Here is a 25,262-nt window from a genome sequence, read left to right on the forward strand (position 1 = left end):
CTCAGCCCAGCCGGGCGGCGAGCCCGTGCGTGCACCTGACCTCGTCGCCCGCCGTGATCAGCAGCGCCTCCACGTCCGGCAACGACTCCAGCCAGGCCAGGCCCGCGCGGGAGCCCATGGCGAACGCGGCCGTCGCCCAGCAGTCCGCCCAGGTCAGGCTGGGGGCGACCACGGTGACCGCGACCAGGTCGGTGACCGCCGACCTGCCGGTGCTCGGGTCGGCGATGTGGGCGCCGCGCTCGGCCGTGCCCGACGTCGCCACCGCCAGCTCGCTCGTACCCGCAGTGGAGACCACCGCCGCGAGTCCGCCGGGGCGCAGGGGGTCCGACACACCCACGCGCCAGGGCCGCTGCGCGTCGGGGGAGCCGAGCAACTGCACGTCTCCGCCGCCGTTCACGCTGACCCCGTTCACCTGCGCCGCCGCGATCCGCCGGGCGGCCCGTTCGGCGGCCCAGCCCTTGACGATCCCGGTCGGATCCAGGCTCCCCTGGTAGCGCAGGCTGAACCAGCCCTCGCTGACCCGTTCGGCCTCGGCGCCCAGTTCGAGCACCTCGGCGACCTCGGGGTCGCACTCCGCCACGGTCAGCTCACCGCGTGCCAGGCGGGAGAGCTGACTGTCGTCGCGGTAGGTGCTGAACAGCTCGTCGACCCGGTGCAGCCCGGCGATCGCCTCGCCCAGGGCCGCCGCCACCGCGTCGGACCGACCGCCGCGGACGTCGAAGGAGAAGACGGTCCCCATGACCTCCTCCGCGTGCCGCACCGCGGCGGGACCCTCGGCCGACCCGGACACGGCCTCAACCACCGGCCTTGTCCAGAGCCGACTGGAGCGACTTCTTGTAGCCGCCGCTGGTGTAGGTCGCTCCGGAGACGGTGTCGATGTTGGCGCCCTGCGCGGTCACGGCCTCCTGGTTGAGTTTGGGTACGGCCAGTTCGCTCTTCTGGCCGCTGAGCCCGCCCTGCGGCGCCCGCACGGCCTCGGCCTTGGTGATCCTGCCGTTGCTGACCGTGATCCGGACCTGCACCGGGCCGTAGTCGGTCTGGGCGGCCTCACCCGTGACGGTGCGGGCCTGGGCGGCTCCCGATCCGGCGGCTCCCGAGGAGGACGAACCGGACGGCGCGCCGGAGGACGAACCGGAGGCCGGTCCCGACGCCGAACCGCCCGCCTTCGCCTTGTCCAGTGCCGACTGGAGCGACTTCTTGTAGCCGCCGCTGGTGTAGGTCGCTCCGGAGACGGTGTCGATGTTGGCGCCCTGCGCGGTCACGGCCTCCTGGTTGAGTTTGGGTACGGCCAGTTCGCTCTTCTGGCCGCTGACCCCGCCCTGCGGCGCCCGCACCGCCTCCGCCGCGGTGATCCTGCCGTCGCTGACGGTCAGCCGGACCTGCACGTCGCCGTACTGGGTCCGGGCCGCGTCGCCGGTCACGGACCGCGTGCCCGTCCGCTGCGCACCGCTGCCGCCCTGCGGCGACTCCTGCGCCGCCGCGGTCCGCTGCGGCGCCGCGCCGGCCGCCGAGGCGGAGGCGGGGTCGGAGGCCGGCTTCAGCGACAGCAGCAGCACGATGCCGGACACGGTCGCGGCGCCGGCCAGCACGGCACGTCGGATGGGGTGGCTCTTCCTCATCGCCGATGAGCTCCTTGATTCCGGTGAGTCTCGTGGGTCCGGTCAGTCCGGTGGTCTTTCTGGACGTTCTTGCCGAAAGACCCCCAGACGGTCGGCTGAGCCGACTGTCGTGCGTTGCGAGAGCCAAACACGCGCAACTGCTTTGTCTTGACGGGCAACCGGGCAGGTTCCGTCCCGGCTGGTGCCGAGAGCGTCAGACTCGTTCGCTCGCCGAGCGAATGAGCTGCTTGAGCCAGGAATCCTCCTGCTTCTGCTGGGGGAGGGTTCAAATCTCGAACGACTCGTGATGGATACGGCGAGCGGGGACTCCCGCGCCGCGCAGTGCCTCGTACGCCGACTGCGCGAAGCCGGGCGGGCCGCACATGAAGACGTCGTGGCGGTCGATGTCGGCGATCTTGCGGCGCAGCGACTCGGCGGAGATGTCGGGGCGTTCCCCGTCCGGGCTGTTCACCGCGTACATCAGGCGGGCGCCGCGCTCGTCGGCGATCTTCGCCAGCTCGTCCCACAGGGCCAGGTCCTGCGTGCTGTTGGCCCGGTACAGCAGTGTGATGTCACCGGCCGCGCCGGGCAGTGTCTCGAACAGCGCCCGCATCGGCGTGATGCCCACCCCGCCCGCCACCAGCAGCACCTTGCCGCGGCTGCGCCGGGACGCGGTCAGCGCGCCGTACGGCCCCTCCGCCCACACCCGGGTGCCGGGGGTGAGGTCGCGCAGCCCGGCGCTGTGGTCGCCGATCGCCTTGACCGTGATGCGCAGCAGGTCAGGACGGGGCGCCGCCGACAGGGAGTACGGGTGGGAGGAGAACCGCATGCCCGGCGCCAGGAACCGCCAGCGGAAGAACTGCCCGGCCTCCGCGCCCATCCGGTGCAGCTTCTTGCCGCCGATCAGCACCGACACGATGCCCGGCGTCTCCTCGATCACCGCCTCCACCCGCATGCGGTGGCGCAGGTTCAGCCGGATCGGGGTGAGGATCCGGTACCAGATCACCAGCGCGGTCACCGCGCCGTACAGGCCGTACCAGAAGGTCCTGGCGGCCGGTTCCACGGCGAAGTCGTTGCCGGTGGTGATCTGGTGCCAGAACGTCAGGAACACCGCGGCATAGGTGAACAGGTGCACGTGGTACCAGGTGTCGTACGGCATCCGGCGGCGCACCGGGCCGATCGAGACCAGTCCGACGACCACCAGCAGACCGGTGCCGATCGCGGCCTTGCCCATGTCGGGCAGCTGCTCGACGGACTCGACGGTCTGCGCCACGATGTCGCCGAGCGACCTGCCGCCCAGCAGCGCGTAGCCCCACATGGTGAGGAAGACGTGCGCGAGGACCAGGCACAGCGTGTACCGGCCGGTCATGGCGTGCCAGCGCGCGACCCGGTCGGAGCCCACCCGCCGTTCCAGGGCCGGCACCCGCGCCATCTGGAGCACGACCAGCGCCATGAGATAGCCGGCGAGCAGGCCGGTGATCCGGCCCGCGTTCAGGACCTTCCCGGCGGTGCCGTCGATGGACGGGGTGTTCATCCACCACAGCCAGACGACGCCCGCCGCGCCCGCCCAGACGGCGGTCAGCAGTGGGACGGCGGGGGAACGGCGCGGCCGGATGCGGCGCATCGTCTGGCGCCGGGCGGCGCGGCCTCCTGCGAGCGTGCTGGTCACGGTTCCTCCGCGGACGGGGTCAAGGGGGGCGGCGTGGTCCCTTGGCCCTGGAATACGTGCCACGGCGGCCCCGCGTTCAGTGTCCGGCCGAGGTTCAGCGCCGGGCCGCGTCCAGCGCGGACTGGAGCGAGCGGCGGTATCCGTCACTGGTGTACGTCGCCCCCGAGACGGTGTCGATGTTCGCGCTCTGCGCGGCCAGCGCCTCCCTGCGCAGCTGGGGGATGGCGTAGCCGCTGATCTCCCGGTCCCGCGGGTTGCCGGAGGGCTGGGCGAGCGCGGTCACGTCGGTGATCCGGCCGCCGGCGAGCGTGACCCGCACCCGCACCGGGCCCCAGCGGGTCTGCACCGTCTCACCGGTGACGGCCCTGGTACCGGTGGACCGGCCGGCCCCGCCGGCCGCACCCGATCCGCCGGACGTGCTCGAACCGCTGGACGGGGCCGGCGCCGGATCCGCGGCGATCTGCGGCGGCGTGTGCGGCTTGAGCGACAGCAGCATCACCAGCCCGGAGACGGTGGCGGCGCTCGCCAGCACGACGCGGCGCAGCGGACGGTTCTTCCTCAACGCGTGCAACAGGGCCTCACAGCTCGAACGACTCGTGGTGGATACGACGGTCCGGCACCCCGGCGGCGCGCAGCACCTCGTACACGTCCCGGGCGAAGGCGTGCGGGCCGCAGAGGTACACGTCGTGCCCGGCCAGGTCGGAGACGGCCACGCGCAGGGACTCCACGGTGAGGCGGGGGCGTTCGCCGCGCGGGCCGTTGAGCGCGTACAGCACCCGCGCCCCGCGCCCGCGCGCTATGGCCTCCAACTCGCCGCCCAGGGCGAGGTCTTCGGCCGTACGCGCCCGGTACAGCAGGGTGACGTCACCGGGCAGCGTCTCGAACAGCGCCCGCAGCGGCGTGATGCCGACCCCGGCCGCGATCAGCAGGGACTTGTGCGAGGTGCGCCGGTCGGCGGTCATCGACCCGTAGGGGCCCTCCGCCCACACCCGGGTGCCCGGCCGCAGCAGCGGCACGGCCGCGCTGTGGTCGCCGAGCGCCTTCACCGTGATGCGCAGCAGGTCCGGACGGGGCGGCGCCGACAGGGAGTACGGCGTCGACGTCCAGCCCATGCCCTCGGCGAGGAACCGCCAGCGGAAGAACTGCCCCGGCCGCGCGCCCAGTTCGTCCAGCCGGTGGCCGCGCACGACGACGGAGTACACACCCGGCGCCTCCTTGTACACCGCCTCGACCCGCATCCGGTGGCGCAGGTTGAGCCGCACCGGGACCAGGATCCGGAACCACACCACCAGGGCCGCGACGCCCAGGTACAGCGCGTACCAGGCGGCCGTGGCCAGGGCGTGACCGGTGAACTCGCCCCCCAGTGCCACCTGGTGGCCGAAGACCAGGAAGACGGCGGCGTAGGTGAGCAGGTGCGTGTAGTACCAGAACTCGTGACCGGTCCGGCCGCGCACCGCGCGCGCCGAGGTGACGCCGACCGCGAAGAGGATCACGGTCCCGGCGGTGGCCTTCAGCATCTCCGGGTAGTCCAGCACCACCGTGACCGCCTCGCGCAGGACGGAGGAGCCGTCCTGCGCGGCGTATCCGGCGAGGATGAGCACCACGTGCACGACCAGCAGGCACACCGTGTAGCGGCCGGCCATCGCATGCCAGCGCGCCACCCGGTCCGAGCCGATCCGGCGCTCCAGCAGCGGCACCCGCGCCATCAGGCCCACCAGCACCGCGCAGGCGTACCCGCACAGCAGGCCCGCGATCCGCCCGGCGCCGGTCAGCCAGCCCGCCGCGCCCACGACGGAGGCGGTGTCGTACCACCGCAGGAGGACCACCGCGGCGGCCCCCGCCCACAGCAGCGCCAGCATCGCGCCCGCCGGGGAGCGCCGGGGCGCCAGTGGCACGGGCGGTGCCGCCCGCCGCTCGTACACCGTGGTCATCCGCTCTCCCGTCCCTTCGCCGGTCCAGGACACAACTGTGCGGGGCGAACCTCTGAGGAAGCTCTGAGCCGTGGGCCGCGTGGGCCCACTCACAGAAAACTCAGAGGGTCCCCCCTCGCCGTCCGGGCCGGGGACCGGCGATGCTGGAGGGGCCATGGACACCTTCCGCCCGAGCCCTACCGGCCTGCCCGCCCTCACCCGCCTCGACGGCACCCCCGTGCGCGTCCTCGTCGTCGACGACGACCCCGACCTCGCCGAAGTGCTCTGCGGAGCCCTGAGCTACCAGGGCTGGGAGGTGCGCGCCGCGGGCGACGGGGCCTCGGCCATCGCCGCGGCGCGCGAGGTGCGACCCGACGCCGTCGTCCTCGACGTGATGCTCCCGGACACCGACGGATTCGCCGTGCTGCGCGAGCTGCACGCCGCGCAGCCGGACATCTGTGTGCTCTTCCTCACGGCGCGGGACGCGGTGGAGGACCGTGTCGCGGGGATCACCGCGGGCGGCGACGACTACGTGACCAAGCCGTTCAGCCTGGAGGAGGTGGTCGCCCGGTTGCGCGGACTGCTGCGCCGCGCCGGCATGGCCCGGCAGCCGGCGGACGGCCCGCGGCTGACCGTGGGCGATCTGGTCATGGACGAGGACGCCCGCGAGGTCACCCGGGCGGGAGAGCTGATCGAGCTGTCCCCGACCGAGTTCGAGCTGCTGCGCTTCCTGATGCACAACCCGCGCCGGGTGCTGAGCAAGGCGCAGATCCTCGACCGTGTGTGGTCCTACGACTTCGGCGGCCAGGCCCATGTGGTGGAGCTGTACATCTCGTATCTGCGCAAGAAGGTGGACGCCGGACGCGAACCCATGATCCACACGGTGCGCGGAGCCGGGTACGTGCTGAAGCCGGCGGTACGGTGACCGCGCCGCGGCGGGCGATGACACCGCGGATACGCCGGCTGCCCCGGCCGCGCACCCTGCGGGCCCGGCTCACCTTCGGCCTCGTGGTGCTGCTGGCCGTCGGCTGCGCCGCCGTCGGCGTGGCCGCGGTCCTCGAACTGGACGGCTTCCTCACCGGCCGGATCGACCAGCAGCTCCAGCAGGCAGGTCCCGGCTTCCCGGAGAGCCTGGAGCACGGCACCGCCACGCCCGCCACGCCCGCCAAGCCCTCCGACCACGACGGCGACGAGCGCGGCGACACCCGCCGCCAGGCCGCCGCCACCTTCGGTGCCCGGCTCCTCGGCGGCACGGTGACCCACGCGGCCATGGTCCCCTCCCCGTCCCGTCCCGGCTTCGACGTCACCCTCACCGGTGCCGACCGCAGGGCACTGGCCGCGCTCCCGGCGGACCACGGCGGGCACACGGTGCGCCTGTCCGACCTGGGCGAGTACCGGCTGGCCGCCTGGCCGGGCCGGGACGGCGACGTGCTGGTCACCGGGCTGCCGATGGCGCCGGTGCGGGCCGCCGTCCATCGCCTCGAACTGGTCGCGGGGACCGTCTCCGCCCTGGCCCTGGCCGTCGCCGGGGTCGCCGGTGCCCTGTGGGTGCGCTGGTCGCTGCGGCCGCTGACACGGGTCGCGGAAACCGCCGCCCGGGTCAGCGAGCTGCCGCTCGCCAGCGGCGAGGTGGCGCTGCCGCCCCGCGCGCCGCGCGCCGACCCGCGCAGTGAGGTCGGGCGGGTCGGCGCCGCCTTCAACCGGATGCTCCACCATGTCGAGGACGCGCTGACCAAACGGCACGCCAGTGAGGAGCGGCTGCGCGGCTTCGCCGCCGACGCCAGCCACGAGCTGCGCACCCCGGTCGCCACCGTGCGCGGCCACGCCGAGCTCGCCCTGCTGCACCCCGGACCGGTGCCGCCCGAGGTCACCCGCGCCCTGGAACGCATCGCCGCCGAGTCCGCGCGCATGGGCGAGATGGTCGACGAGATGCTGCTCCTGGCCCGGCTGGACGCCGGGCGTCCCCTGGACCGCCGACCGGTCGACCTGACCCGCCTGGTCCTGGACGCGGTGACGGACGCCCGGGCCGCGGGTCCGGAGCACCGCTGGACGCTGGAGCTGCCGGAGGAACCGGTGACGGTCACTGGTGACGCCCACCGGCTCCAGCAGGTGCTCGCCAACCTGATGGCCAACGCGCGTGCGCACACGCCCGCGGGCACCAAGGTGACGGTGTCCCTGGACCTGGAGTGCGACCGGGAGGCGGACCCGGGGAGTGCCGCCACGGCCGTGCTGCGGGTGCACGACGACGGGCCCGGCGTCCCCGAGGAGGTCCAGCCCGGTGTCTTCGAGCGCTTCACCCGGGCCGACCGCCGCCGCACCGACTCCTTCGGCGGCGCCGGGGCCGGCCTGGGCCTGTCGATCGTGGCGGCCGTGACGGAGGCCCACGGCGGCGGTGTCGGCCTGGACAGCCACCCCGGCTCCACGGCCTTCACCGTCCGGCTGCCGGCGGGTGGCGCCTAGTGCTGTGACCGGAAAGGTTTGCCGGAAAGCTCGCGGCGTCCGGTGCGGTGCATCGCAAGGCGGAGCATCGCACCGCGTGCTGGATGTACTCGGGTGATGCGACAACGCGGCGTGGGGGTACCCCCGGCCGAAGGCTGGGGGAGTGCCGTGCCGGGCGTCGCGAGCCGGTGAACCTTTCCGGTCGCAGCACTAGCTAGGTCAGTAACGGCTGATCGCGGTTGCCCCGCCCGCCGTGCCGATCGCGATGTGCGGCCGGCGCCCGGGATCCGCCCACGCCAGGATCCGCCGCATGGCCTCCCGCGGCACCGACACACAGCCGGCTGTCGCCCCGGGCCCGTTGACGTGCAGGAAGATCCCGGCTCCCCGGCCGCGCACCGGACGGGAGTAGTTGAAGCCGATGACGAGAGCGTGCGCGTACTGCCTCGGGTACGCCACCAGGTGCTCGGACTCGGTGGCCCGGCAGTCCGCGGGGCGTGGCTGGGTCCAGCGGTTGTAGGAGCGCGAGCCGTTGTCCTGGCACCACCAGGAGTCCGGGCCCACCCGCCGGTACCGCAGCCGGGTCCCGTCCGGTGCGGACGTGACGCCGAAGGCGAACGGCAGGTGGTACAGCCCGGTCGGGGTCGTGTACGTGCCCTGCTGTCGCACCGTGCCCTCGACGAGGCCCTTCGCGCCGAACCGGGCCGGTGCCGAACCGGCCCGCGCCCAGCGCCCGCCGCGCAGGTTCCACCAGGTGACCGTGCCCGACGTGGCGCCGGTGCGGGCCGCCTGAGCGGTGATCAGCTGGGTGCCGCCGCCGGTGTCCCGCATCCGCGCAGGCAGCGGCACCTCGCCCGCGGGCGCGGCACCGAGCGTGAGGAGGGACAGGGCGGCGAGGATCACGGCGACAGCGGGGCGCATGGCTCAGACCGTAGACGGCGGCAGCGGCAATGGCAGTCCAGGCAGGCCGTCCAGGCTGGTGGCCACGTGCTCCTTCCGGGTGAAGTAGTCGCTCAGCGAGGCGTCGTCCTCGCGCGCGAAGCGCCTGCCGTGCAGATCGCGGTCCGCCTCGTACGCCATGAAGGGCACCGCGTACCCGCAGGTGTCCCGCACCAGTTCGGCGTGCACGACGATGATGGCGCGCAGCCCGTGCGCGGCCGGGTCGATGCCGGGGAAACGGGCGAGGAGTTCGCCGAAGCGCGGGTCGTCGCGGAAGACGGGCTCGCCCCGGCCGTGGACGCGCACGATGCTGGGCGGCCCCTCGAAGGCACACCACATCAGGGTGATCCGGCCGTTCTCACGCAGGTGGGCGATGGTCTCCGCGTTGGACCCGGCGAAGTCCAGGTAGGCCACGGTGTGCTCGTCGAGCACCGTGAAGGAGCCCTTGAGGCCCTTGGGGGAGAGGTTGACCGTGCCGTCGCCGGAGAGCGGGGCGGTCGCGGTGAAGAAGAGGGGCTGCCGCTCGATGAACGTGCGCAGCCTGCCGTCGATGCGCTCATACGTCTTTCCCATGTCCAGCGATTATCCGGGGAAGTTCTTTCGGCTGTCTAAGGAATTACGGCCTCCGCCCGGCCCACCGTGGCCGCCCCGGCCGGCGCTTCCTCGGGGCGGCCACGGCTGCCTGTCACCCCACGGAGTGAGGCGCAGGCGGCCGGGGAGGCCGGCGCCCGGGGCCCGGTGGCCGGGGCGCCTTGTCCGGCGATACGCGGAAGCGGTTGTGCTCGTTCAACGAGTGACGGGCGAGTTCTGAAAACACCTTGCGAATCCCCTGGTGCCACGACGCACCGCGGACGAGATTGACGAACCATGCAGAGTTCTGCATACTCATGCATGTCAGCGAATGCAGTGTGAGGAGAATCCCGTGACCGAGCGCGTCGTACTCGCCTACTCGGGCGGTCTGGACACCTCCGTCGCCATCGGCTGGATCGCCGAGGAGACGGGCGCCGAGGTCATCGCCGTTGCGGTCGACGTCGGCCAGGGCGGCGAGGACCTGGACGTCATCCGCAAGCGCGCGCTCGCCTGCGGTGCCGTCGAGGCCGAGGTCGCCGACGCCAAGGACGAGTTCGCCGACGAGTACTGCCTCCCGGCGATCAAGGCCAACGCCCTCTACATGGACCGCTACCCGCTGGTCTCCGCGCTGTCGCGGCCGACGATCGTCAAGCACCTGGTCGCCGCCGCCCAGAAGCACGGCGCCGGCATCGTCGCCCACGGCTGCACCGGCAAGGGCAACGACCAGGTCCGCTTCGAGGCCGGCATCGTCGCCCTCGCCCCCGACCTGAAGTGCATCGCCCCGGTCCGCGACTACGCGATGACCCGGGACAAGGCCATCGCGTTCTGCGAGGAGAAGAACCTCCCGATCGCGACCACCAAGAAGTCCCCGTACTCCATCGACCAGAACGTCTTCGGCCGCGCCGTGGAGACCGGCTTCCTCGAGGACATCTGGAACGCGCCGATCGAGGACATCTACGAGTACACCCAGAACCCGGCCGTCGCCCGTGAGGCCGACGAGGTGATCATCACCTTCAAGGAGGGCGTCCCGGTCGCCATCGACGGCAAGCCCGTCTCCGTCCTCCAGGCCATCCAGCAGCTCAACGAGCGCGCCGGCGCCCAGGGCATCGGCCGGATCGACATGGTCGAGGACCGCCTCGTCGGCATCAAGTCCCGCGAGGTGTACGAGGCTCCCGGCGCGATCGCCCTGATCACCGCCCACCAGGAGCTGGAGAACGTCACCGTCGAGCGCGAACTCGCCCGCTACAAGCGGCAGGTCGAGCAGCGCTGGGGCGAACTGGTCTACGACGGCCAGTGGTTCTCCCCGCTCAAGCGCGCCCTGGACGGCTTCATCAACGAGGCCAACCAGCACGTCTCCGGCGACGTCCGCATGACCCTGCACGGCGGCCGCGCGGTCGTCACCGGCCGGCGCTCCCAGGAGTCGCTGTACGACTTCAACCTCGCCACCTACGACACCGGCGACACCTTCGACCAGTCCGCCGCCAAGGGCTTCATCGACATCTACAGCCTGTCGTCGAAGATCGCCGCACAGCGCGACCTGGCCTAGGTGCCAACTGGCCCCTGACGGGTCCGACCCGGCGCGGACCTCGCGTCACGGCGCCGGGTCGCCTCGCACGCACTAGCCTGACAACCGCCTCCTCACTCACGGGTGGGGAGGCGGTCGCGCACATCGCCATCCCGAGGAGCAACTCAAGTGAGCAGCAACAGCGGTGACGTACGGCTCTGGGGCGGCCGTTTCGCCGACGGTCCCGCCGAGGCCCTGGCGAAGCTGTCCGCGTCCGTCCACTTCGACTGGCGCCTCGCGCCCTACGACATCGCCGGCTCCCGCGCCCACGCGCGCGTGCTGCACAAGGCCGGGCTGCTCACGGACGACGAACTGCGGCGCATGCTGGCCGGCCTCGACCAGCTGGAGGCGGACGTCGCCGACGGCTCCTTCACCGGCACCATCGCCGACGAGGACGTGCACACCGCCCTGGAGCGCGGGCTGCTGGAGCGCCTCGGCGCCGACCTCGGCGGCAAGCTGCGCGCCGGCCGGTCCCGCAACGACCAGGTCGCCACCCTCTTCCGCATGTACCTGCGCGACCACGCCCGGATCATCGGCGGTCTGATCGCCGACCTCCAGGACGCGCTCATCGGCCTGGCCGAGGCCCACCCGGACGTGGCCATGCCCGGCCGCACCCACCTCCAGCACGCCCAGCCGGTCCTGTTCGCCCACCACGTCCTCGCGCACGTCCAGTCCCTGTCGCGGGACGCCGAGCGGCTGCGCCAGTGGGACGAGCGGACGGCCGTGTCGCCGTACGGCTCCGGCGCCCTGGCCGGTTCCTCCCTCGGCCTGGACCCGGAGGCGGTGGCGCGGGACCTCGGCTTCGAGCGCGGCAGCGCCGGCAACTCCATCGACGGCACGGCCTCCCGGGACTTCGTCGCGGAGTTCGCCTTCGTCACCGCGATGATCGGTGTGAACCTCTCCCGGATCGCCGAGGAGGTCATCATCTGGAACACGAAGGAGTTCTCCTTCGTGACTCTGCACGACGCCTTCTCCACCGGCTCGTCGATCATGCCGCAGAAGAAGAACCCGGACATCGCCGAGCTGGCGCGCGGCAAGTCCGGCCGGCTGATCGGCAACCTGACCGGGCTGCTCGCCACCCTCAAGGCCCTGCCGCTGGCGTACAACCGCGACCTCCAGGAGGACAAGGAGCCCGTCTTCGACTCCTGCGACCAGCTGGAGGTCCTGCTGCCGGCCTTCACCGGCATGATGGCCACCCTCACCGTGCACCGCGAGCGCATGGAGGAGCTGGCCCCGGCCGGCTTCTCACTGGCCACCGACATCGCCGAGTGGCTGGTCAAGCAGGGCGTGCCGTTCCGGGTGGCGCATGAGGTCGCCGGCGAGTGCGTGAAGGCCGCCGAGGCCGAGGGCAAGGAACTCGACGAGCTGACCGACGACCAGTTCGCCAAGATCTCCGCCCATCTGACGCCCGAGGTGCGCACCGTCCTCAACGTCCCCGGCGCCCTCGCCTCCCGCAGCGGCCGCGGCGGCACCGCCCCGAGCGCGGTCGCCGTCCAGCTCGCCGAGGTCAAGGCGGACGTGGCGGCGCAGCACCAGTGGGCGGACGCCCGGAAGTAGTTCACCCGCCTTCGGGGTCTCGCGGGTTACGTTGGTCCACAGCCGTAAGGAAGCGACCGAACGGAGCCCGCGATGCCCTTCGCCCGACTGGCCTCGGCCACGACCCCCACGTGCCATATCGGTCTGGGGCTGGCCGCCGTCGGGCGTCCGGGGTACATCAACCTCGGCCGCGAGAAGGACCTCCCGGCCGACCGCACCGTGGACGCCCTGCGCGAGCGCACCCACGAACTCCTGGACGCCGCCTACGCGCAGGGCGTCCGCTATGTGGACGCGGCCCGCTCCTACGGCCGCGCCGAGGAGTTCCTCGCCGACTGGCTCAGGGCCCGCCCCGACGCCGCCGACGTCGTCGTCGGCAGCAAGTGGGGCTACACCTACACCGCGAACTGGACCACCGACGCCGACCGGCACGAGGTCAAGGACCACAGCCTCGCCACCTACGAGCGGCAGCGCGCCGAGACCGCCGAACTGCTCGGTGACCGGCTCGACCTGTACCAGATCCACTCGCTGACCCCGGACAGCCCGGCGCTCACCGACAAGGAGCTGCACGCCAGGCTCGCCGAGGCCGCCGCGGGCGGTCTCACGATCGGCTTCTCCACCAGCGGACCCGCCCAGGCCGACACCGTCCGGGCCGCGCTCGGCGTGACGGTCGACGGCGCTCCCCTCTTCCGTACCGTCCAGTCGACGTACAACGTCCTGGAGACCTCCGCCGGTCCCGCCCTCGCCGAGGCGCACGACGCCGGACTGACGGTGATCGTCAAGGAGGGCATGGCCAACGGGCGGCTCGCCGAGCCGAACGCCCCCGAGGCGCTCAAGGCGGTCGCCCAGGAGACGGGCCTGGGCTGCGACGCGGTCGCCCTCGCCCTGATCCTGCGCAGGCCGTGGGCCGGTCTGGTCCTTTCCGGCGCCGCCACCCCCGGCCAGCTCGCCTCCAACCTGCACGCCCCGGCCGTCGACCTCGACGAGGACCAGCTCGCCCGCCTCGACGCGCTGGCCGAGGAACCCCGGGCCTACTGGGAGCGGCGCGGGCAGCTGCCCTGGCACTGAGCGCCCACGCCTCCTCCAGCATGATCCAGTGAGACACGTACACCGAATGTGAGACATGAATGTCTCACATGGGCTATCTTTGTCTCATGGCTGTCGATCGTGATCACGTGCTGCGCAGCGCAGCCACCCTGCTCACCCACAAGTCCACCGCCACCATGGACGAGGTCGCCAAGGCGGCCGGGATCAGCCGGGCCACGCTGCACCGCCACTTCGCCGGACGCGACTCGCTCGTCAGGGCGCTGGAGGCCCTCGGCATCGCCGAGTGCGAGGCCGCCCTCGACGCGGCCCGTCTGGGGGAGGGGCCGGCCGGCGACGCCGTACGGCGCCTGGTCCGCGAGATCGAACCGGTGGCCGGGCTGCTCTCCTTCCTCTACACGGAGAACCAGCTGTTCGAGGGCGAGGCGCAGAACGAGGGCTGGAACCGGCTCGACGAGCGCATCTCCGAGGTCTTCCGGCGCGGCCAGCTCAGCGGCGAGTTCCGTATCGACCTCACCCCGGCCTGGCTGACCGAGGCCCTCGTCGGCCTCATCGCCTCCGGCGCCTACGTCGTGCTGAGCGGCAAGGTCGCCCCCAAGGACTTCCACCACATGATCACCGAGCTGCTGCTCGGCGGCGCACTGCGCACGGACACTTCACGGAACGAGGAATCATGACCAGCATCCTGCAGCCGGCTCGCGTGGCGGAGGTGGAGCAGCGTCCGGGCCGCTGGCTCGCGCTCTCCGTCCTCGTGCTCGCCGTGCTGCTGGTGGCCGTCGACGCGACCGTCCTCGGTCTCGCGACCCCCTTCATCAGTGAGGACCTCAGGCCCTCGGGCACCCAGCTGCTGTGGATCGGCGACGTCTACTCCTTCGTCATCGCCGGTCTGCTCGTCTCCATGGGCAGCCTCGGCGACCGCATCGGCCGCAAGCGCATCCTGCTCGGCGGGGCCACCGCGTTCGGCGCGGTCTCCGTGCTCAACGCCTACGCCGCCACACCGGAACTGATGATCCTGGCGCGGGCGCTGCTCGGTGTCGCGGGCGCCACCCTGATGCCCGCCACGCTCGCCCTGATCCGCAACCTCTTCCACGACCCGCGCGAGCGCAGCCTCGCCGTCGGCATCTGGGGCGCCACCGCCTCCGGTGGCACGGCCGTCGGCCCGATCGTGGGCGGCCTGCTGCTCGAGCACTTCTGGTGGGGCTCGGTCTTCCTCATCAACCTGCCCGTGATGGCGGTCCTCGTCCTGGTCGGCATCAAGACCCTGCCCGAGTCCCGCAACCCCGACCCGGGCCCGTGGGACCTGGCGAGCGTCGTGCTGTCGCTGGTCGGCGTGGTCGGCGTCGTCTACGCGGTCAAGGAGGCCGCGGCACGAGGGTTCACCTGGCCGGTCCTGGCCACGGGTCTGCTGGGCGCGGCCGCGCTGCACGGCTTCGTCCGCCGCCAGCTCACGCTGCCGAAGCCGCTGCTGGACATACGGCTCTTCCGCAACCGGGGATTCTCCGGCGCCGTCCTCGCCGATCTGCTGACCGTGCTCGGCATGTCCGGTCTGGTGTTCTTCCTGTCCCAGTACCTGCAACTCGTCCAGGGCAGGCGGCCGTTCGAGGCGGGACTGTTCGAACTGCCCGCCGCCGTGGGCGCGGTGGCGGCCGGACTGCTCGCCGGGCGGGCGGCCCGGCGCTTCTCGGTGCGGACCGTGGTCTCCGGCTCACTGGCCGCCATCGGCCTGGGGCTGGCCGCGCTGACGACGCTCAGCGGGACCACCGGCTACCCGCTGCTGGGCACGTCCCTGCTGGTGGTCGGCGTCGGTGCCGGCTTCTCCTTCACGGTGACCGCCGACGTGATCCTCTCCAGCGTGCCCAAGGAGCAGGCGGGCGCCGCCTCGGCGGTCTCCGAGACGGCGTACGAACTGGGCGCGGCCCTCGGCATCGCCCTGTTGGGCTCCATCGTGACCGGCGTCTACCGGGGCTTCACCGGCCCGACGGGCACACCGTCCGCCGCCCACGAGTCGCTGGGCGGCGCGGTCGAGGTGGCGACGAGCCTGCCCGCGCAGACCTCCGAGGCCCTGCTGCACGCGGCCAGGGAGTCCTTCGTCCACGGCCTGCACCTGGCGTCGGGAGCGGGGGCGGCGGTACTGCTGGCAACGGCACCGGCGGCGTGGTTCCTGCTGAAGGGCCAGAAGCTCTGAACCCCGTGCGGGGTTCGACGGGGGCGGGGGCCGTTCCGGGACACGGCTGCGTGGCGCGGTCGCGACCGGCCACGGTGGACCCGCGGCCGTCGTGCCCCGCCCGACCGCCGGAGGCCTACGCCGCCTTCGCCTTGGTCGCGTAGATGTCGACGTACTCCTGCCCGGACAGCCGCATGACCTCCGCCATCACCGAGTCGGTCACGGCCCGCAGGACGTACCGGTCCCGGTCCATACCCTCGTACCGGGAGAACTCCATCGGCTCGCCGAAGCGGACCGTGACGCGGCCCGGCCGGGGCAGACCCGAGCCGCCCGGCTGGAGCTTGTCGGTGCCGATCATGGCGAACGGGACCACGGGCGCCCCGGTCATCAGGGTGAGCCGGGCGATGCCGGTGCGGCCACGGTAGAGGCGGCCGTCGGGGGAGCGCGTGCCCTCCGGGTAGATGCCGAACATCCTGCCCTCCTCCAGCACGCGGCGGCCGGTCATCAGCGCGGCCACACCGCCCCGGCCGCCGTCACGGTCGACCGGGATCATGCCGACGCCGGTGAAGAACCAGGCCATCAGCCGGCCCTTGAAGCCCTTCCCGGTGACGTACTCGTCCTTGCCGATGAAGAAGACCTGACGGTCGCAGACCAGCGGCAGGATCATCGAGTCGATGAAGGTCAGGTGGTTGCCGGCCAGGATCACCGGGCCGTCGCCCGGAATCCGCTCCGCGCCCTCCACCCGTGGGCGGAACATCAGGCGCATGATCGGGCCGAGCACTGCCTTGATGAGCGCGAAGCGGGACAACGGGCCCTCCGGTGTCTGGAGATGTCGAGGGATTGTTCATGAGTCTGTGCAGGTGAGGACGATACTCGCGGCCCGGGGCCGAATGCACATCGGGCTCACCGCCTCTTACACACTGTTGACATACGTTTACCTGCGGCGGAGGTACGTTTCGCCCCGGTAACCCGAACGGACCGATGTGATGGAGGTCGCTCGCCGTCCGGGGGGAGAGAACGGGATGTCCATCGGGGTCGCCTTCGTCGTGCTGCTCATGGTGCCGGCCGCGGCCGTGGCGGTTCTGGTCCGCAGGGACCGGCGCCGGTCCGCGGGCCACGGCACGCCGCGGCCGGAGGCGGTGGCGCCCGGACCGCGCGCCGCGCGCGGCGGCGCCCGCGCCGTCCGCCACTTCGCCCCGTTCGGCGGATCGGCCGCGCCACGGGGCCGCGCCGGCCACCACTGAGTGCGTCTTCCCGGGCCGGGCCGGGACATGCCGATGGAACGTCACCCGTTCGGCGGGCCGCGCCCCTTGTGTCCCGTACGGCCTCCGGCGACACCCGGCGTCACGCCGGTGTTCGCCGCGCGGTCTCCCGTCCGTCATCGGTGCCCACCTACGATCGGCGCGCACGGACGACACGAGACCAGGAGGCGGTCATGGGTACGCGGGAGTCGGACGAGCGGGGACGCGGGACCGGACGCAGGGCCGTCCTCGGGGCCGCGGTGCTGGGCGCGGGCGGAGCGGTCCTCGGACTGCCCGGCGTGGCCGGAGCCGACCAGGGCGGAGTCGGCGGCCGGAAGGGCGGTGGGCTGAAGAGCCTGCCCGTGCCGACGATCGTCGGCCACCGGGGAGCCAGCGGCTACCGGCCCGAACACACCTTCGGCTCCTACGACCTGGCCCTCGACCTCGGCGCCCATGTCGTCGAGGCCGGTGACCTGGTGCCGACGAAGGACGGTCACCTCGTGTGCCGGCATGAGCCGGAGATCGGCGGCACCACGGACGTCGCCGACCACCCCGAGTTCGCCGCCCGCAGGACTACCAAGACCCTGGACGGGGTGGCCACCACCGGCTGGTTCACCGAGGACTTCACCCTCGCCGAACTGAAGACGCTGCGCGCGATCGAGCGCATCCCGGCCAACCGCCCCCACAACACCCTCTACAACGGCCGCTGGGAGATCCCCACCTTCGAAGAGGTCCTGAAGTGGCAGGACGAGCAGACCCGCAAGCGCGGCCGGCAGGTGTGGATCTACCCCGAGACCAAGCACCCGACGTACTTCCGCACGCTGGGCCTCGGCCTGGAGGAGCGGGTCGCCGCGCTGCTGCGCAAGTACGGCAAGGACAAGAAGGACTCCCCGGTGATCCTCCAGTCCTTCGAGCCGAGCAGCATCCAGCGGTTGGACCGGCTCGTCGGCAATCCGCTCGTGGTGCTGCTGTCGGGCGCCCGCAGCCGCCCCTGGGACTTCGTCGAGGCGGGCGATCCGCGCACGGTCGCCGACCTGATCACGCCCAAGGGCCTGAAGGAGATCGCCTCCTACGCGCAGGGCATCGGCCCGACCGTCGACCTGGTCATCCCCAAGGACGCCGACGGCAACCTCACCCAGCCGAGCACGCTCGTCCGGGACGCGCACGCCGCGGGTCTGATCCTGCACCCCTACACCGCCCGCAACGAGAACCCGTTCCTGCCGCCCAAGTTCCGCAAGGGCACCGCCGCCGACGCCTACGGTGACGTCTTCGGCGTGTTCCAGGCCTACTTCGCCACCGGCATCGACGGCATCTTCACCGACAACGCCGACACCGGACTGCTCGCCCGCGAGGACTTCCTGAGCGGCACGCACGTCAGCCGCTGAACCCCGCGGCCCCGTTCAGGGCCGACCACGGCCGTCCCGGCAGCCCGCGCCGGGACGGCCGCGTCGTGTCGCCCGGGCACCGCGGTCGCCGCGAGACCCACCCACCGTGCGAAGTCGGGTGAGTTGGGTATCTCACAGGGCAGCACGGGCCCGGAACATGCCAGTTGTCCGAGATGTCCGCGACGATTGTCCGCACCGGAGGTTGCGGCCCGTGAAGCGCGGGGATAGGAGTGAGGGACGACCGGTGATCAAGTGAGCGGGAGGCGTGCGCACATGGGCATGAGCGTGACCATCTCTGCGGCAGCCGAACAGGACGCGGAGCAGATCTTCAGGTTGCAGTACCTGTGCTTCCAGAGCGAGGCCGCGCTGTACGGCAACTACCGCATCGACCCGCTCGTCGAGAGTCTCGACTCGATCCGCCACGAGCTCGCCGCGGACTGCGTCTTCGTGGCGCGGCTCGGCGACGAGGTGGTCGGCTCGGTGCGCGGCCGGGTGACCGAGGACGGCGCGGCCCTCATCAGCAAGCTCTGCGTCCACCCGCGCCTCCAGGGGCACGGCATCGGCGCCCGGCTGCTGCGCGCGGCCGAGGGCGCGCTGGCCGCGGAGCGCGGTGCCACCAGGTTCCGGCTGCACACGGGGCACCGCAGCGAGGGCAACCTGCGCCTGTACCGACGCGTGGGCTACCAGGTGGTCGGCACCTCCCAGGGTGCCGACGGCGTACCGATGATCATCCTGGAGAAGCCGGAGGGCAGCTACGCGGCGACCGCGTAGCGCGGCTGCGGACCGGCTCAGGCCGCTTGCGGCTGCTGCTTCCGCGCCTTGCGCAGCCAGTAAAGGGCCGACAGCGGAAGCAGCACCGGGATGAAGACGTAACCCCGGCCGTAGGCCGACCACACGGTCGCGTCCGGGAACGCGGACTTGTCGAGGAGCGTCCACGTGCCGACCGTCAGCACGCCCACCAGCTCGGCGACGCAGCACGCCAGCGCGGCCCTGCGCGCCTTCTCCCCGCCGCGCACCAGCGAGTACGTGATGAAGCCGTACACGACTCCGGCGACCGCGGACAGCGAGTAGGCGAGCGGCGCCCGGTCGAACTCGGTGGCGATCTGGTAGGCCGAGCGCGACACCGCGCCGACGACCATCACGCCGTACAGCCAGACCAGCAGCGTGCCCGGACCGCTGACGAGCCGTGCCCCGGCCGGCTTCTCCTCCACAGCGCTCATCTCACCTTCCCCAGATGTCATAGAGCCGCACCTCCAGGACGGCGAGGACCACTCCGCCCGCCGCGGCCGTCACCGAACCCCAGCGCGTCCGCTCGGTCAGCGACATGAGCCCGGCCGCCGGGACGCACGCGAAGGCTCCCAGCAGATACGCGACGAAGATCGTCGTCCCCTGCGCCGGCTTCTCGCCCCGCGCCAGCGCCACGACCCCGACCACCAGTTGGACCAGGGCGAGCAGCGACACCACCGCCATCCCGATGAAGTGCCAGTCCTTCGTCGGCTGGTCACGGTAGGCCGCCCAGCCGCACCAGGCGGCGAGCAGCAGCGCGGCGACGCCGGTCACCAGCGTCAGGGCATCAAGCATGCTGCGACCTTATTACGGGGCGAACGCCCCGCCGCGCCCGGCCCGGCCCGGCCCCGCGGACCCGGGGCCCGCCGGTGCGGCTCCCCCCGGTGCGGCGCCGTGGTGTTGGCCACAGTCCGGCGTCCCCCGTGCCCGCCCGCGGCCGTCCGGACGGACGCCCGCGGGCCTTGTCCACCCTGGTCACAGGCGCCAAACCCCCAGGTCCGCGCCGTATCGCCCGGGTGTCCACGTGCGTCCAGCATGTGGACAGCGATGGCCTCCCGTCCCCGTGGGTCTGGTTTACTGACCGCATGACCACGACGAGCGACCGCATCCCGGCGACCGAGGCGACTGTGCCGCCCGGTGCTCGTTGTATGTGTCCTGTACGTCGAATGTGCGCCTTCTAGAGGGCCCCTGCACCAGCTGAGCCTCGCGCCCCGAAGCGAGAGCCCGCTCATGTCCGCGCCCGCGTCCGGTCCGTCCGGGCGCCCGTGGCCGAGCCACGCCCCCGCGCACACGTTTCTCCCGGATTGAGCACCACTGCGAGAGTCGTGCCGCGTTCTGGCGCTCCCCGACCATGAATGCCGTGCCCGGCGCCCACGACGCGCCGCGCACTCGACAGTGACGGAAACCCACGTGATCACCACATCGGGCCTCACCAAGGTCTACAGTTCGCGCGGTCGCGAGATCACCGCGCTCGACGGCGTCGACCTGCACGTCCGCGAAGGCGAGGTGTACGGCGTCATCGGCCAGTCCGGCGCCGGCAAGTCCTCGCTCATCCGCTGCGTCAACCTGCTGGAGCGGCCCACCTCCGGCACGGTCACCGTCGCCGGACAGGACCTCACCGCCCTGGCCGGCCGTGGCCACCGGGCCGGCAAGGACCTGCGGCGGGCCCGCAGCCGGATCGGCATGGTCTTCCAGCACTTCAACCTGCTGTCCACGCGCACCGTCCAGGACAATGTCGAGCTGCCGCTGGAGATCCTCGGCACGTCCGGGAAGGAACGTTCGCGCAGGGCGCTCGAACTGCTCGACCTCGTCGGTCTCGCCGACAAGGCCCGGGCCTACCCCGCTCAGCTCTCCGGCGGCCAGAAGCAGCGCGTCGGCATCGCCCGCGCCCTCGCAGGCGACCCCAAGGTGCTGCTGTCCGACGAGGCCACCAGTGCCCTCGACCCGGAGACCACCCGCTCCGTCCTCCAACTGCTGCGCGACCTGAACCGGCAGCTCGGCCTGACCGTCCTGCTCATCACGCACGAGATGGACGTCGTGAAGTCCGTCTGCGACTCGGCGGCGCTCATGGAGAACGGCCGCATCGTCGAGTCCGGCACGGTGAGCGAACTCCTCGCCACCCCGGGCTCCGAACTGGCCGCCGCGCTCTTCCCGGTCGGCGGGGAGGCATCCGCCGACGACCGGACCGTCATCGACGTCACCTTCCACGGCGAGAGCGCCACCCAGCCCGTCATCTCGCAGCTGTCCCGCACCTACAACATCGACATCTCGATCCTCGGCGCGGCCATCGACACCATCGGCGGCCTCCAGGTCGGCCGGATGCGCATCGAACTGCCCGGCCGCTACGAGGACAACGTGGTGCCCATCGGCTTCCTGCGCGAGCAGGGCCTGCAGATCGACGTCGTCGACCACGCCCCGGCCCCGCGGCCGGAACTGGTGAAGGAAGGTTCCAAGTGACCTGGTACGAAATGCAGCCCCTGCTGTCCCAGGCCAGTTGGGACACCCTCTACATGGTCGGCTGGTCCACGCTCATCGCCGTCGTCGGAGGACTGCCCCTCGGCGTCCTGCTGGTCCTCACCGACCGGGGCGGGCTGCTCCAGAACGTCGTCGCCAACAAGGTGATCGGGCAGGTCGTGAACATCACCCGCTCGATGCCGTTCATCATCCTGATGGTGGCCCTGATGAGCTTCACCCGCTTCGTCACCGGCACGACGATCGGCCGCGAGGCCGCCATCGTGCCGCTGGCCATCGGCGCCATCCCCTTCTTCGCCCGGCTCGTCGAGACGGCCGTCCGCGAAGTGGACGGCGGACTGGTCGAGGCCGTCCAGGCGATGGGCGGCAACACCTGGACCATCGTCCGCAAGGTCCTCGTCCCCGAGTCCCTGCCCTCGCTGATCGCCGGCACCACCACCACGATCGTCGCCCTCATCGGCTACTCCGCGATGGCCGGCACCGTCGGCGCCGGCGGCCTCGGCGACATCGCCATCCGCTACGGCTACCAGCGCTTCGACACCCAGCTCATGTGGATCACCGTGGCCATCCTCGCCGTGGTCATCTCGGCCATCCAGTTCGCCGGCGACCTCGCGGCCCGCTCCCTGCACCGCCGCTCCGGCCGCTCCGGCCCCGCGCCGAAGCTGCGGCTGCTGAAGGCCGGGGAGCCCGCGGCCACCGGCGTCGGCAAGGCCGCCTGAAGACCTCCTCCCAAATCTCCCCGTACCCGGGGTCGCACCACCCAAGGAAAGGCACTTTTCGTGCGCAACACCACCAAGATCACCGCCGCCGTCCTCGCCGCCGGAGCCCTCACCCTCGGGCTCACCGCCTGCGGCTCGGAATCCGGCTCCGGCAAGGCCGACGCGAACGCCCCGCTGACGGTCGCCGCCACCCCCACCCCGCAGGGCGAGATCCTCGCCTACGTCAAGGACAACCTGGCGAAGAAGGCCGGCCTCAAGCTGGAGGTCAAGGAGTTCACCGACTACGTGACCCCGAACACGGCCGTCCAGCAGGGCCAGGTCGACGCCAACTACTTCCAGCACAAGCCGTACCTCGACGACTTCAACAAGAAGAACGGCACCGACATCGTGCCGGTCCCCGGCGGCACGGTGCACCTGGAGCCGCTCGGCGTGTACTCCAAGAGCGTCAAGAAGCTGGGCGACCTGAAGAAGGGCGCCACCGTCGCGCTGCCCAACGACACCACCAACGAGGCCCGCGCCCTGAAGCTGCTGGAGGCCAACGGCGTCATCAAGCTGAAGGCCGGCGCCGGATACGACGCGACCTCCAAGGACGTCACCTCCAACCCCAGGAACCTGCAGTTCAAGGAGCTGGAGGCGGCCCAGCTGCCGCGCTCCCTCGGTGACGTCGACGCCGCGGTGATCAACGGCAACTACGCACTGGAGGCCAAGCTCAGCCCGGCCAAGGACGCCATCGCTGCCGAAGCCGCGAAGGGCAACCCGTACGCCAACTTCCTCGCCGTGAAGAAGGGCAACGAGAACGACCCGCGGGTCAAGAAGCTCGCCCAGCTCCTCACCTCGCCCGAGGTGAAGAAGTTCATCGAGGACAAGTACGACGGCGCGGTCGTCCCGGCGTTCTGATCCGCGCGACCGCCATCCGCACGACGCACGGGGTCCGCGCCCTCACAGGGTGGGGGTACCCCCCACGCCGTTCAGGCAGTGGGGGAGGACCCCGTGGTGCGGTTCACTGCTTTCATGCTGCATGCTGGGCAGTTCAGCAGGCCCTGACGGTTCTTCCGAAGGTTACGGAGCGGCGCATGAACAGCACCTTCCCCAACATCTCCATCAGCACGGAGCGGTTGGTGCTGCGTCCCCTCGAGGAGGACGACGTACCCGCCCTGGCCGAGATGATGAACGACGAACAGGTCGCGGCCTGGACCGACGTCCCCCAGCCCTTCACCGAGGACGGGGCCCGCACCTGGATCAGGGGGTACGCGCCCGCCGAACGCACCGCCGGCCGGGGCCTGGACCTCGCGGTCACCGAGTTCCTCACCCAGCGGCTGGTCGGCATCGTCCAGCTGACCAAGGCCGACTGGCACGTGCGCTCCGCCGAGCTGTCGTACATCGTCGCACCCTGGGCACGCGGCGAGGGATACGCCGCCGAGGCCGCGCTCGCCACCGCGCAATGGCTCTTCGGGGACCAGAAGTTCGAACGCATCGAGCTGCGCACGGCCGCCGACAACACCGCATCCCAGCAGGTCGCCCAGAAGATCGGCTGCATCAGCGAGGGCGTGCTGCGCAACGCCTGCATAGCCCACGTCCGCACCGAGGACGGCACATGGACCGACATGCGCACCGACTTCATCGTGTGGAGCCTGCTGCCGGAGGACCTGGAGGGCGCGGGCGAGCAGCTCGCCGAGTCCGGCGGCTACACGTCCTTCCCGGAATGGAACTGAGACGCCGGGACCCGCAGGCACACCCGCCCCGCCCCGCCGCGCACCCGACAGCTCCACCCGGTACGCTCGCGGGACACGCCCTCGGGCGTCCGTACCCCGACGACCTGCGCAATCCTGGAGACTGACGACGATGGCCGACCGGGTCACGGTGATCGGCTGGGACGGTTCGCCGCTGACCGACGCGGCGCGCGGCGCCCTGGGCGCCGCCACCCTCGTGGCAGGCGCGGCCCACCACCTGGCGCTGCCCGAGGTACCGCGCACCGCCGAACGCATCCGCCTCGGCAGTGTCGCCCTCGCCGCCCGCCGCATCGCCGGCCACCGCGGCACCGCGGTGGTGCTCGCCGACGGCGACCCGGGCTTCTTCGGGGTCGTACGGACCCTGCGCGCACCGGAGTTCGGCCTGGAGGTCGAGGTCGTTCCCGCCGTCTCGTCCGTGGCCGCCGCCTTCGCCCGCGCCGGAATGCCCTGGGACGACGCCCAAGTGGTCGTCGCACACAAGCGCACCCTGCGACGCGCGGTGAATGTGTGCCGTGCCCACGCCAAGGTCGCCGTGCTCACCGCCCCCGGCGCCGGACCCGCCGAACTCGGCCTGCTGCTGGACGGAGTCCACCGCACCTTCGTCATCTGCGAGGAACTCGGCACCGAACGCGAGCAGGTCAGCGTCGTCACCTCCGACAAGGCCGCCGACCACACCTGGCGCGACCCCAACGTCGTCATCGTCATCGGCGGCCGGAGCGGCGGCGAGGGCGGCGGCTGGATCGCCGGGAACGACCCCGCCCACGGGCCGCGCGGCTGGACCCAGCCCGCCGAGGTCTACGGCGGCGGGCTCGGCGAGGGGGAGACCGATCTGCTCCGGGCCGCCCAACTCGCCCGCCTCGGACCGCGCGTCGGCGACCTCGTGTGGGACATCGGCTGCGGCAGCGGCGCCTTCGCCACCGAGGCCGCGCGCGGCGGCGCCGCCGTCATCGCCGTCGACCGGGACGCGCGGGCCTGCGCCCGCACCGAGTCGGCCGCGCACCGCTTCGACGTCCGCATGCAGGTGGTGCACGGCACCGCCCCGCACATTCTGGAGAACCTGCCCGAACCGGACGTCGTCCGCGTCGGCGGCGGGGGAGTGGCCGTGGTCTCCGCGGTCGCCGACCGGCGCCCGCAGCGGATCGTCGCCCATGCCGCCACCCGGGACGCCGCCGAACTCGTCGGCCGCGACCTCACCGAGCACGGATACCAAGTCGAGTGCGCCCTGCTCCAGTCCGTCGCGCTCGACACGCGCGCCTGGACGGAGACCGAGCGCAGCGTCGTGTTCCTGCTCAGTGCCGTGCTGCCCGAGCGTGCCCCGTGATCGGGTTGTCGTACCGCGCGCGGTAGGCTGGCCGATCGTTGCACCGCACCGGGTGGTCCGGAAGTTCGTTCGTCAATGTCCGGAAAACCCACCCGATTCAGGGCGGGTGTGGTACGGCAGACCCGGAGAACGCGCAACGTGGCGCAGTCCACAGCGGGCCGTCGCGGATCACGCTGTCGCG

General features: G+C 72.1%; 25 protein-coding genes. 15 read left to right on the forward strand and 10 right to left on the reverse strand.

Going from position 1 to position 25,262, the window contains the following annotated elements; genetic code table 11:
* Window position 1: 1 nt before the first annotated feature.
* The 5 genes from ACWEK3_RS13175 to ACWEK3_RS13195 all read right to left on the reverse strand — a co-directional run bounded on the left by ACWEK3_RS13175 (window position 2) and on the right by ACWEK3_RS13195 (window position 5,198).
* Window positions 2–739, reverse strand: coding sequence for an FAD:protein FMN transferase (locus tag ACWEK3_RS13175; protein ID WP_450539295.1), 738 nt, complete (start codon window positions 737–739; stop codon window positions 2–4).
* A gap of 55 nt (window positions 740–794) precedes the next feature.
* A complete protein-coding gene (locus ACWEK3_RS13180) occupies window positions 795–1,619 on the reverse strand; it encodes an FMN-binding protein (protein ID WP_450539257.1) in 825 nt (274 codons plus the stop codon).
* 265 nt (window positions 1,620–1,884) lie between these two features.
* Window positions 1,885–3,267, reverse strand: a complete 1,383-nt coding sequence (locus ACWEK3_RS13185; RefSeq protein WP_453249693.1) for a ferredoxin reductase family protein — start codon at window positions 3,265–3,267, stop codon at window positions 1,885–1,887.
* 94 nt (window positions 3,268–3,361) lie between these two features.
* Window positions 3,362–3,838, reverse strand: coding sequence for an FMN-binding protein (locus ACWEK3_RS13190; RefSeq protein WP_453249694.1), 477 nt, complete (start codon window positions 3,836–3,838; stop codon window positions 3,362–3,364).
* Between the two features lie 7 nt (window positions 3,839–3,845).
* Entirely contained in the window at window positions 3,846–5,198 is a 1,353-nt protein-coding gene (locus tag ACWEK3_RS13195; protein ID WP_453249695.1) for a ferredoxin reductase family protein, read from the reverse strand.
* 154 nt (window positions 5,199–5,352) lie between these two features.
* Between ACWEK3_RS13195 and ACWEK3_RS13200 the strand changes: the two genes are divergently transcribed.
* Together ACWEK3_RS13200 and ACWEK3_RS13205 are read left to right on the forward strand one after the other, a co-directional pair.
* On the forward strand, window positions 5,353–6,102 hold the full coding sequence (locus tag ACWEK3_RS13200; protein WP_453249696.1) for a response regulator transcription factor: 750 nt from the start codon (window positions 5,353–5,355) through the stop codon (window positions 6,100–6,102).
* Window positions 6,103–6,119: 17 nt separating this feature from the next.
* On the forward strand, window positions 6,120–7,637 hold the full coding sequence (locus ACWEK3_RS13205) for a sensor histidine kinase (RefSeq protein ID WP_453249697.1): 1,518 nt from the start codon (window positions 6,120–6,122) through the stop codon (window positions 7,635–7,637).
* A 198-nt stretch (window positions 7,638–7,835) separates the two neighbouring features.
* On the opposite strand, the gene ACWEK3_RS13210 is transcribed toward ACWEK3_RS13205, so the two are convergent.
* Complete coding sequence (locus ACWEK3_RS13210; RefSeq protein ID WP_453249698.1) at window positions 7,836–8,534, reverse strand: L,D-transpeptidase family protein; 699 nt, start codon at window positions 8,532–8,534, stop codon at window positions 7,836–7,838.
* Between the two features lie 3 nt (window positions 8,535–8,537).
* Entirely contained in the window at window positions 8,538–9,125 is a 588-nt protein-coding gene (locus ACWEK3_RS13215; protein ID WP_390724371.1) for a pyridoxamine 5'-phosphate oxidase family protein, read from the reverse strand.
* Window positions 9,126–9,474: 349 nt separating this feature from the next.
* On the opposite strand from ACWEK3_RS13215, the gene ACWEK3_RS13220 reads away from it, so the two are divergent.
* The 5 genes from ACWEK3_RS13220 (at window position 9,475) to ACWEK3_RS13240 (ending at window position 15,448) form a co-directional block, all read left to right on the forward strand.
* Complete coding sequence (locus ACWEK3_RS13220; RefSeq protein ID WP_361412792.1) at window positions 9,475–10,668, forward strand: argininosuccinate synthase; 1,194 nt, start codon at window positions 9,475–9,477, stop codon at window positions 10,666–10,668.
* Between the two features lie 147 nt (window positions 10,669–10,815).
* Entirely contained in the window at window positions 10,816–12,243 is a 1,428-nt protein-coding gene (argH, locus tag ACWEK3_RS13225) for an argininosuccinate lyase (RefSeq protein WP_450546533.1), read from the forward strand.
* Window positions 12,244–12,315: 72 nt separating this feature from the next.
* Complete coding sequence (locus ACWEK3_RS13230) at window positions 12,316–13,287, forward strand: aldo/keto reductase (protein WP_450546532.1); 972 nt, start codon at window positions 12,316–12,318, stop codon at window positions 13,285–13,287.
* Between the two features lie 86 nt (window positions 13,288–13,373).
* Window positions 13,374–13,940: a TetR/AcrR family transcriptional regulator gene (locus ACWEK3_RS13235; RefSeq protein WP_365425190.1), complete on the forward strand. Its 567-nt coding sequence runs from the start codon at window positions 13,374–13,376 to the stop codon at window positions 13,938–13,940.
* Window positions 13,937–15,448, forward strand: a complete 1,512-nt coding sequence (locus ACWEK3_RS13240; RefSeq protein ID WP_453249699.1) for an MFS transporter — start codon at window positions 13,937–13,939, stop codon at window positions 15,446–15,448. The genes ACWEK3_RS13235 and ACWEK3_RS13240 overlap by 4 nt, the downstream gene beginning before the upstream one ends.
* Before the next feature lie 115 nt (window positions 15,449–15,563).
* On the opposite strand, the gene ACWEK3_RS13245 is transcribed toward ACWEK3_RS13240, so the two are convergent.
* Window positions 15,564–16,235 (reverse strand): lysophospholipid acyltransferase family protein, encoded by a 672-nt coding sequence (locus ACWEK3_RS13245; RefSeq protein WP_361412787.1) that lies wholly within the window; start codon window positions 16,233–16,235, stop codon window positions 15,564–15,566.
* Between the two features lie 214 nt (window positions 16,236–16,449).
* On the opposite strand from ACWEK3_RS13245, the gene ACWEK3_RS13250 reads away from it, so the two are divergent.
* The 3 genes from ACWEK3_RS13250 to ACWEK3_RS13260 all read left to right on the forward strand — a co-directional run bounded on the left by ACWEK3_RS13250 (window position 16,450) and on the right by ACWEK3_RS13260 (window position 18,824).
* The gene (locus ACWEK3_RS13250) at window positions 16,450–16,671 is read left to right on the forward strand and encodes a hypothetical protein (protein ID WP_450546530.1); all 222 of its coding nucleotides are present in this window, start codon (window positions 16,450–16,452) and stop codon (window positions 16,669–16,671) included.
* 191 nt (window positions 16,672–16,862) lie between these two features.
* Window positions 16,863–18,053, forward strand: a complete 1,191-nt coding sequence (locus tag ACWEK3_RS13255; RefSeq protein ID WP_453249700.1) for a glycerophosphodiester phosphodiesterase — start codon at window positions 16,863–16,865, stop codon at window positions 18,051–18,053.
* Window positions 18,054–18,326: 273 nt separating this feature from the next.
* Window positions 18,327–18,824 (forward strand): GNAT family N-acetyltransferase, encoded by a 498-nt coding sequence (locus tag ACWEK3_RS13260; protein WP_453249701.1) that lies wholly within the window; start codon window positions 18,327–18,329, stop codon window positions 18,822–18,824.
* Between the two features lie 17 nt (window positions 18,825–18,841).
* Here the strand turns inward: ACWEK3_RS13260 and ACWEK3_RS13265 are convergent, their stop codons facing one another.
* The gene (locus ACWEK3_RS13265; RefSeq protein WP_365425180.1) at window positions 18,842–19,273 is read right to left on the reverse strand and encodes a hypothetical protein; all 432 of its coding nucleotides are present in this window, start codon (window positions 19,271–19,273) and stop codon (window positions 18,842–18,844) included.
* A 1-nt stretch (window position 19,274) separates the two neighbouring features.
* Window positions 19,275–19,634, reverse strand: a complete 360-nt coding sequence (locus tag ACWEK3_RS13270) for a hypothetical protein (protein WP_365774332.1) — start codon at window positions 19,632–19,634, stop codon at window positions 19,275–19,277.
* A 615-nt stretch (window positions 19,635–20,249) separates the two neighbouring features.
* On the opposite strand from ACWEK3_RS13270, the gene ACWEK3_RS13275 reads away from it, so the two are divergent.
* From ACWEK3_RS13275 to cbiE, 5 genes are all read left to right on the forward strand, one after another.
* Window positions 20,250–21,296, forward strand: a complete 1,047-nt coding sequence (locus tag ACWEK3_RS13275; protein WP_390724361.1) for a methionine ABC transporter ATP-binding protein — start codon at window positions 20,250–20,252, stop codon at window positions 21,294–21,296.
* The gene (locus ACWEK3_RS13280; protein WP_450546528.1) at window positions 21,293–22,030 is read left to right on the forward strand and encodes a methionine ABC transporter permease; all 738 of its coding nucleotides are present in this window, start codon (window positions 21,293–21,295) and stop codon (window positions 22,028–22,030) included. Before ACWEK3_RS13275 ends, ACWEK3_RS13280 begins: the two co-directional genes overlap by 4 nt.
* 60 nt (window positions 22,031–22,090) lie before the next feature.
* A complete protein-coding gene (locus tag ACWEK3_RS13285) occupies window positions 22,091–22,927 on the forward strand; it encodes a MetQ/NlpA family ABC transporter substrate-binding protein (protein ID WP_453249702.1) in 837 nt (278 codons plus the stop codon).
* A gap of 176 nt (window positions 22,928–23,103) precedes the next feature.
* Window positions 23,104–23,742 (forward strand): GNAT family N-acetyltransferase, encoded by a 639-nt coding sequence (locus ACWEK3_RS13290; protein ID WP_450546526.1) that lies wholly within the window; start codon window positions 23,104–23,106, stop codon window positions 23,740–23,742.
* Window positions 23,743–23,872: 130 nt separating this feature from the next.
* A complete protein-coding gene (gene cbiE / locus ACWEK3_RS13295) occupies window positions 23,873–25,081 on the forward strand; it encodes a precorrin-6y C5,15-methyltransferase (decarboxylating) subunit CbiE (RefSeq protein WP_376544208.1) in 1,209 nt (402 codons plus the stop codon).
* Window positions 25,082–25,262 lie beyond the last annotated feature (181 nt).

The sequence above is a fragment of the Streptomyces sp. NPDC004721 genome, assembly GCF_053601495.1.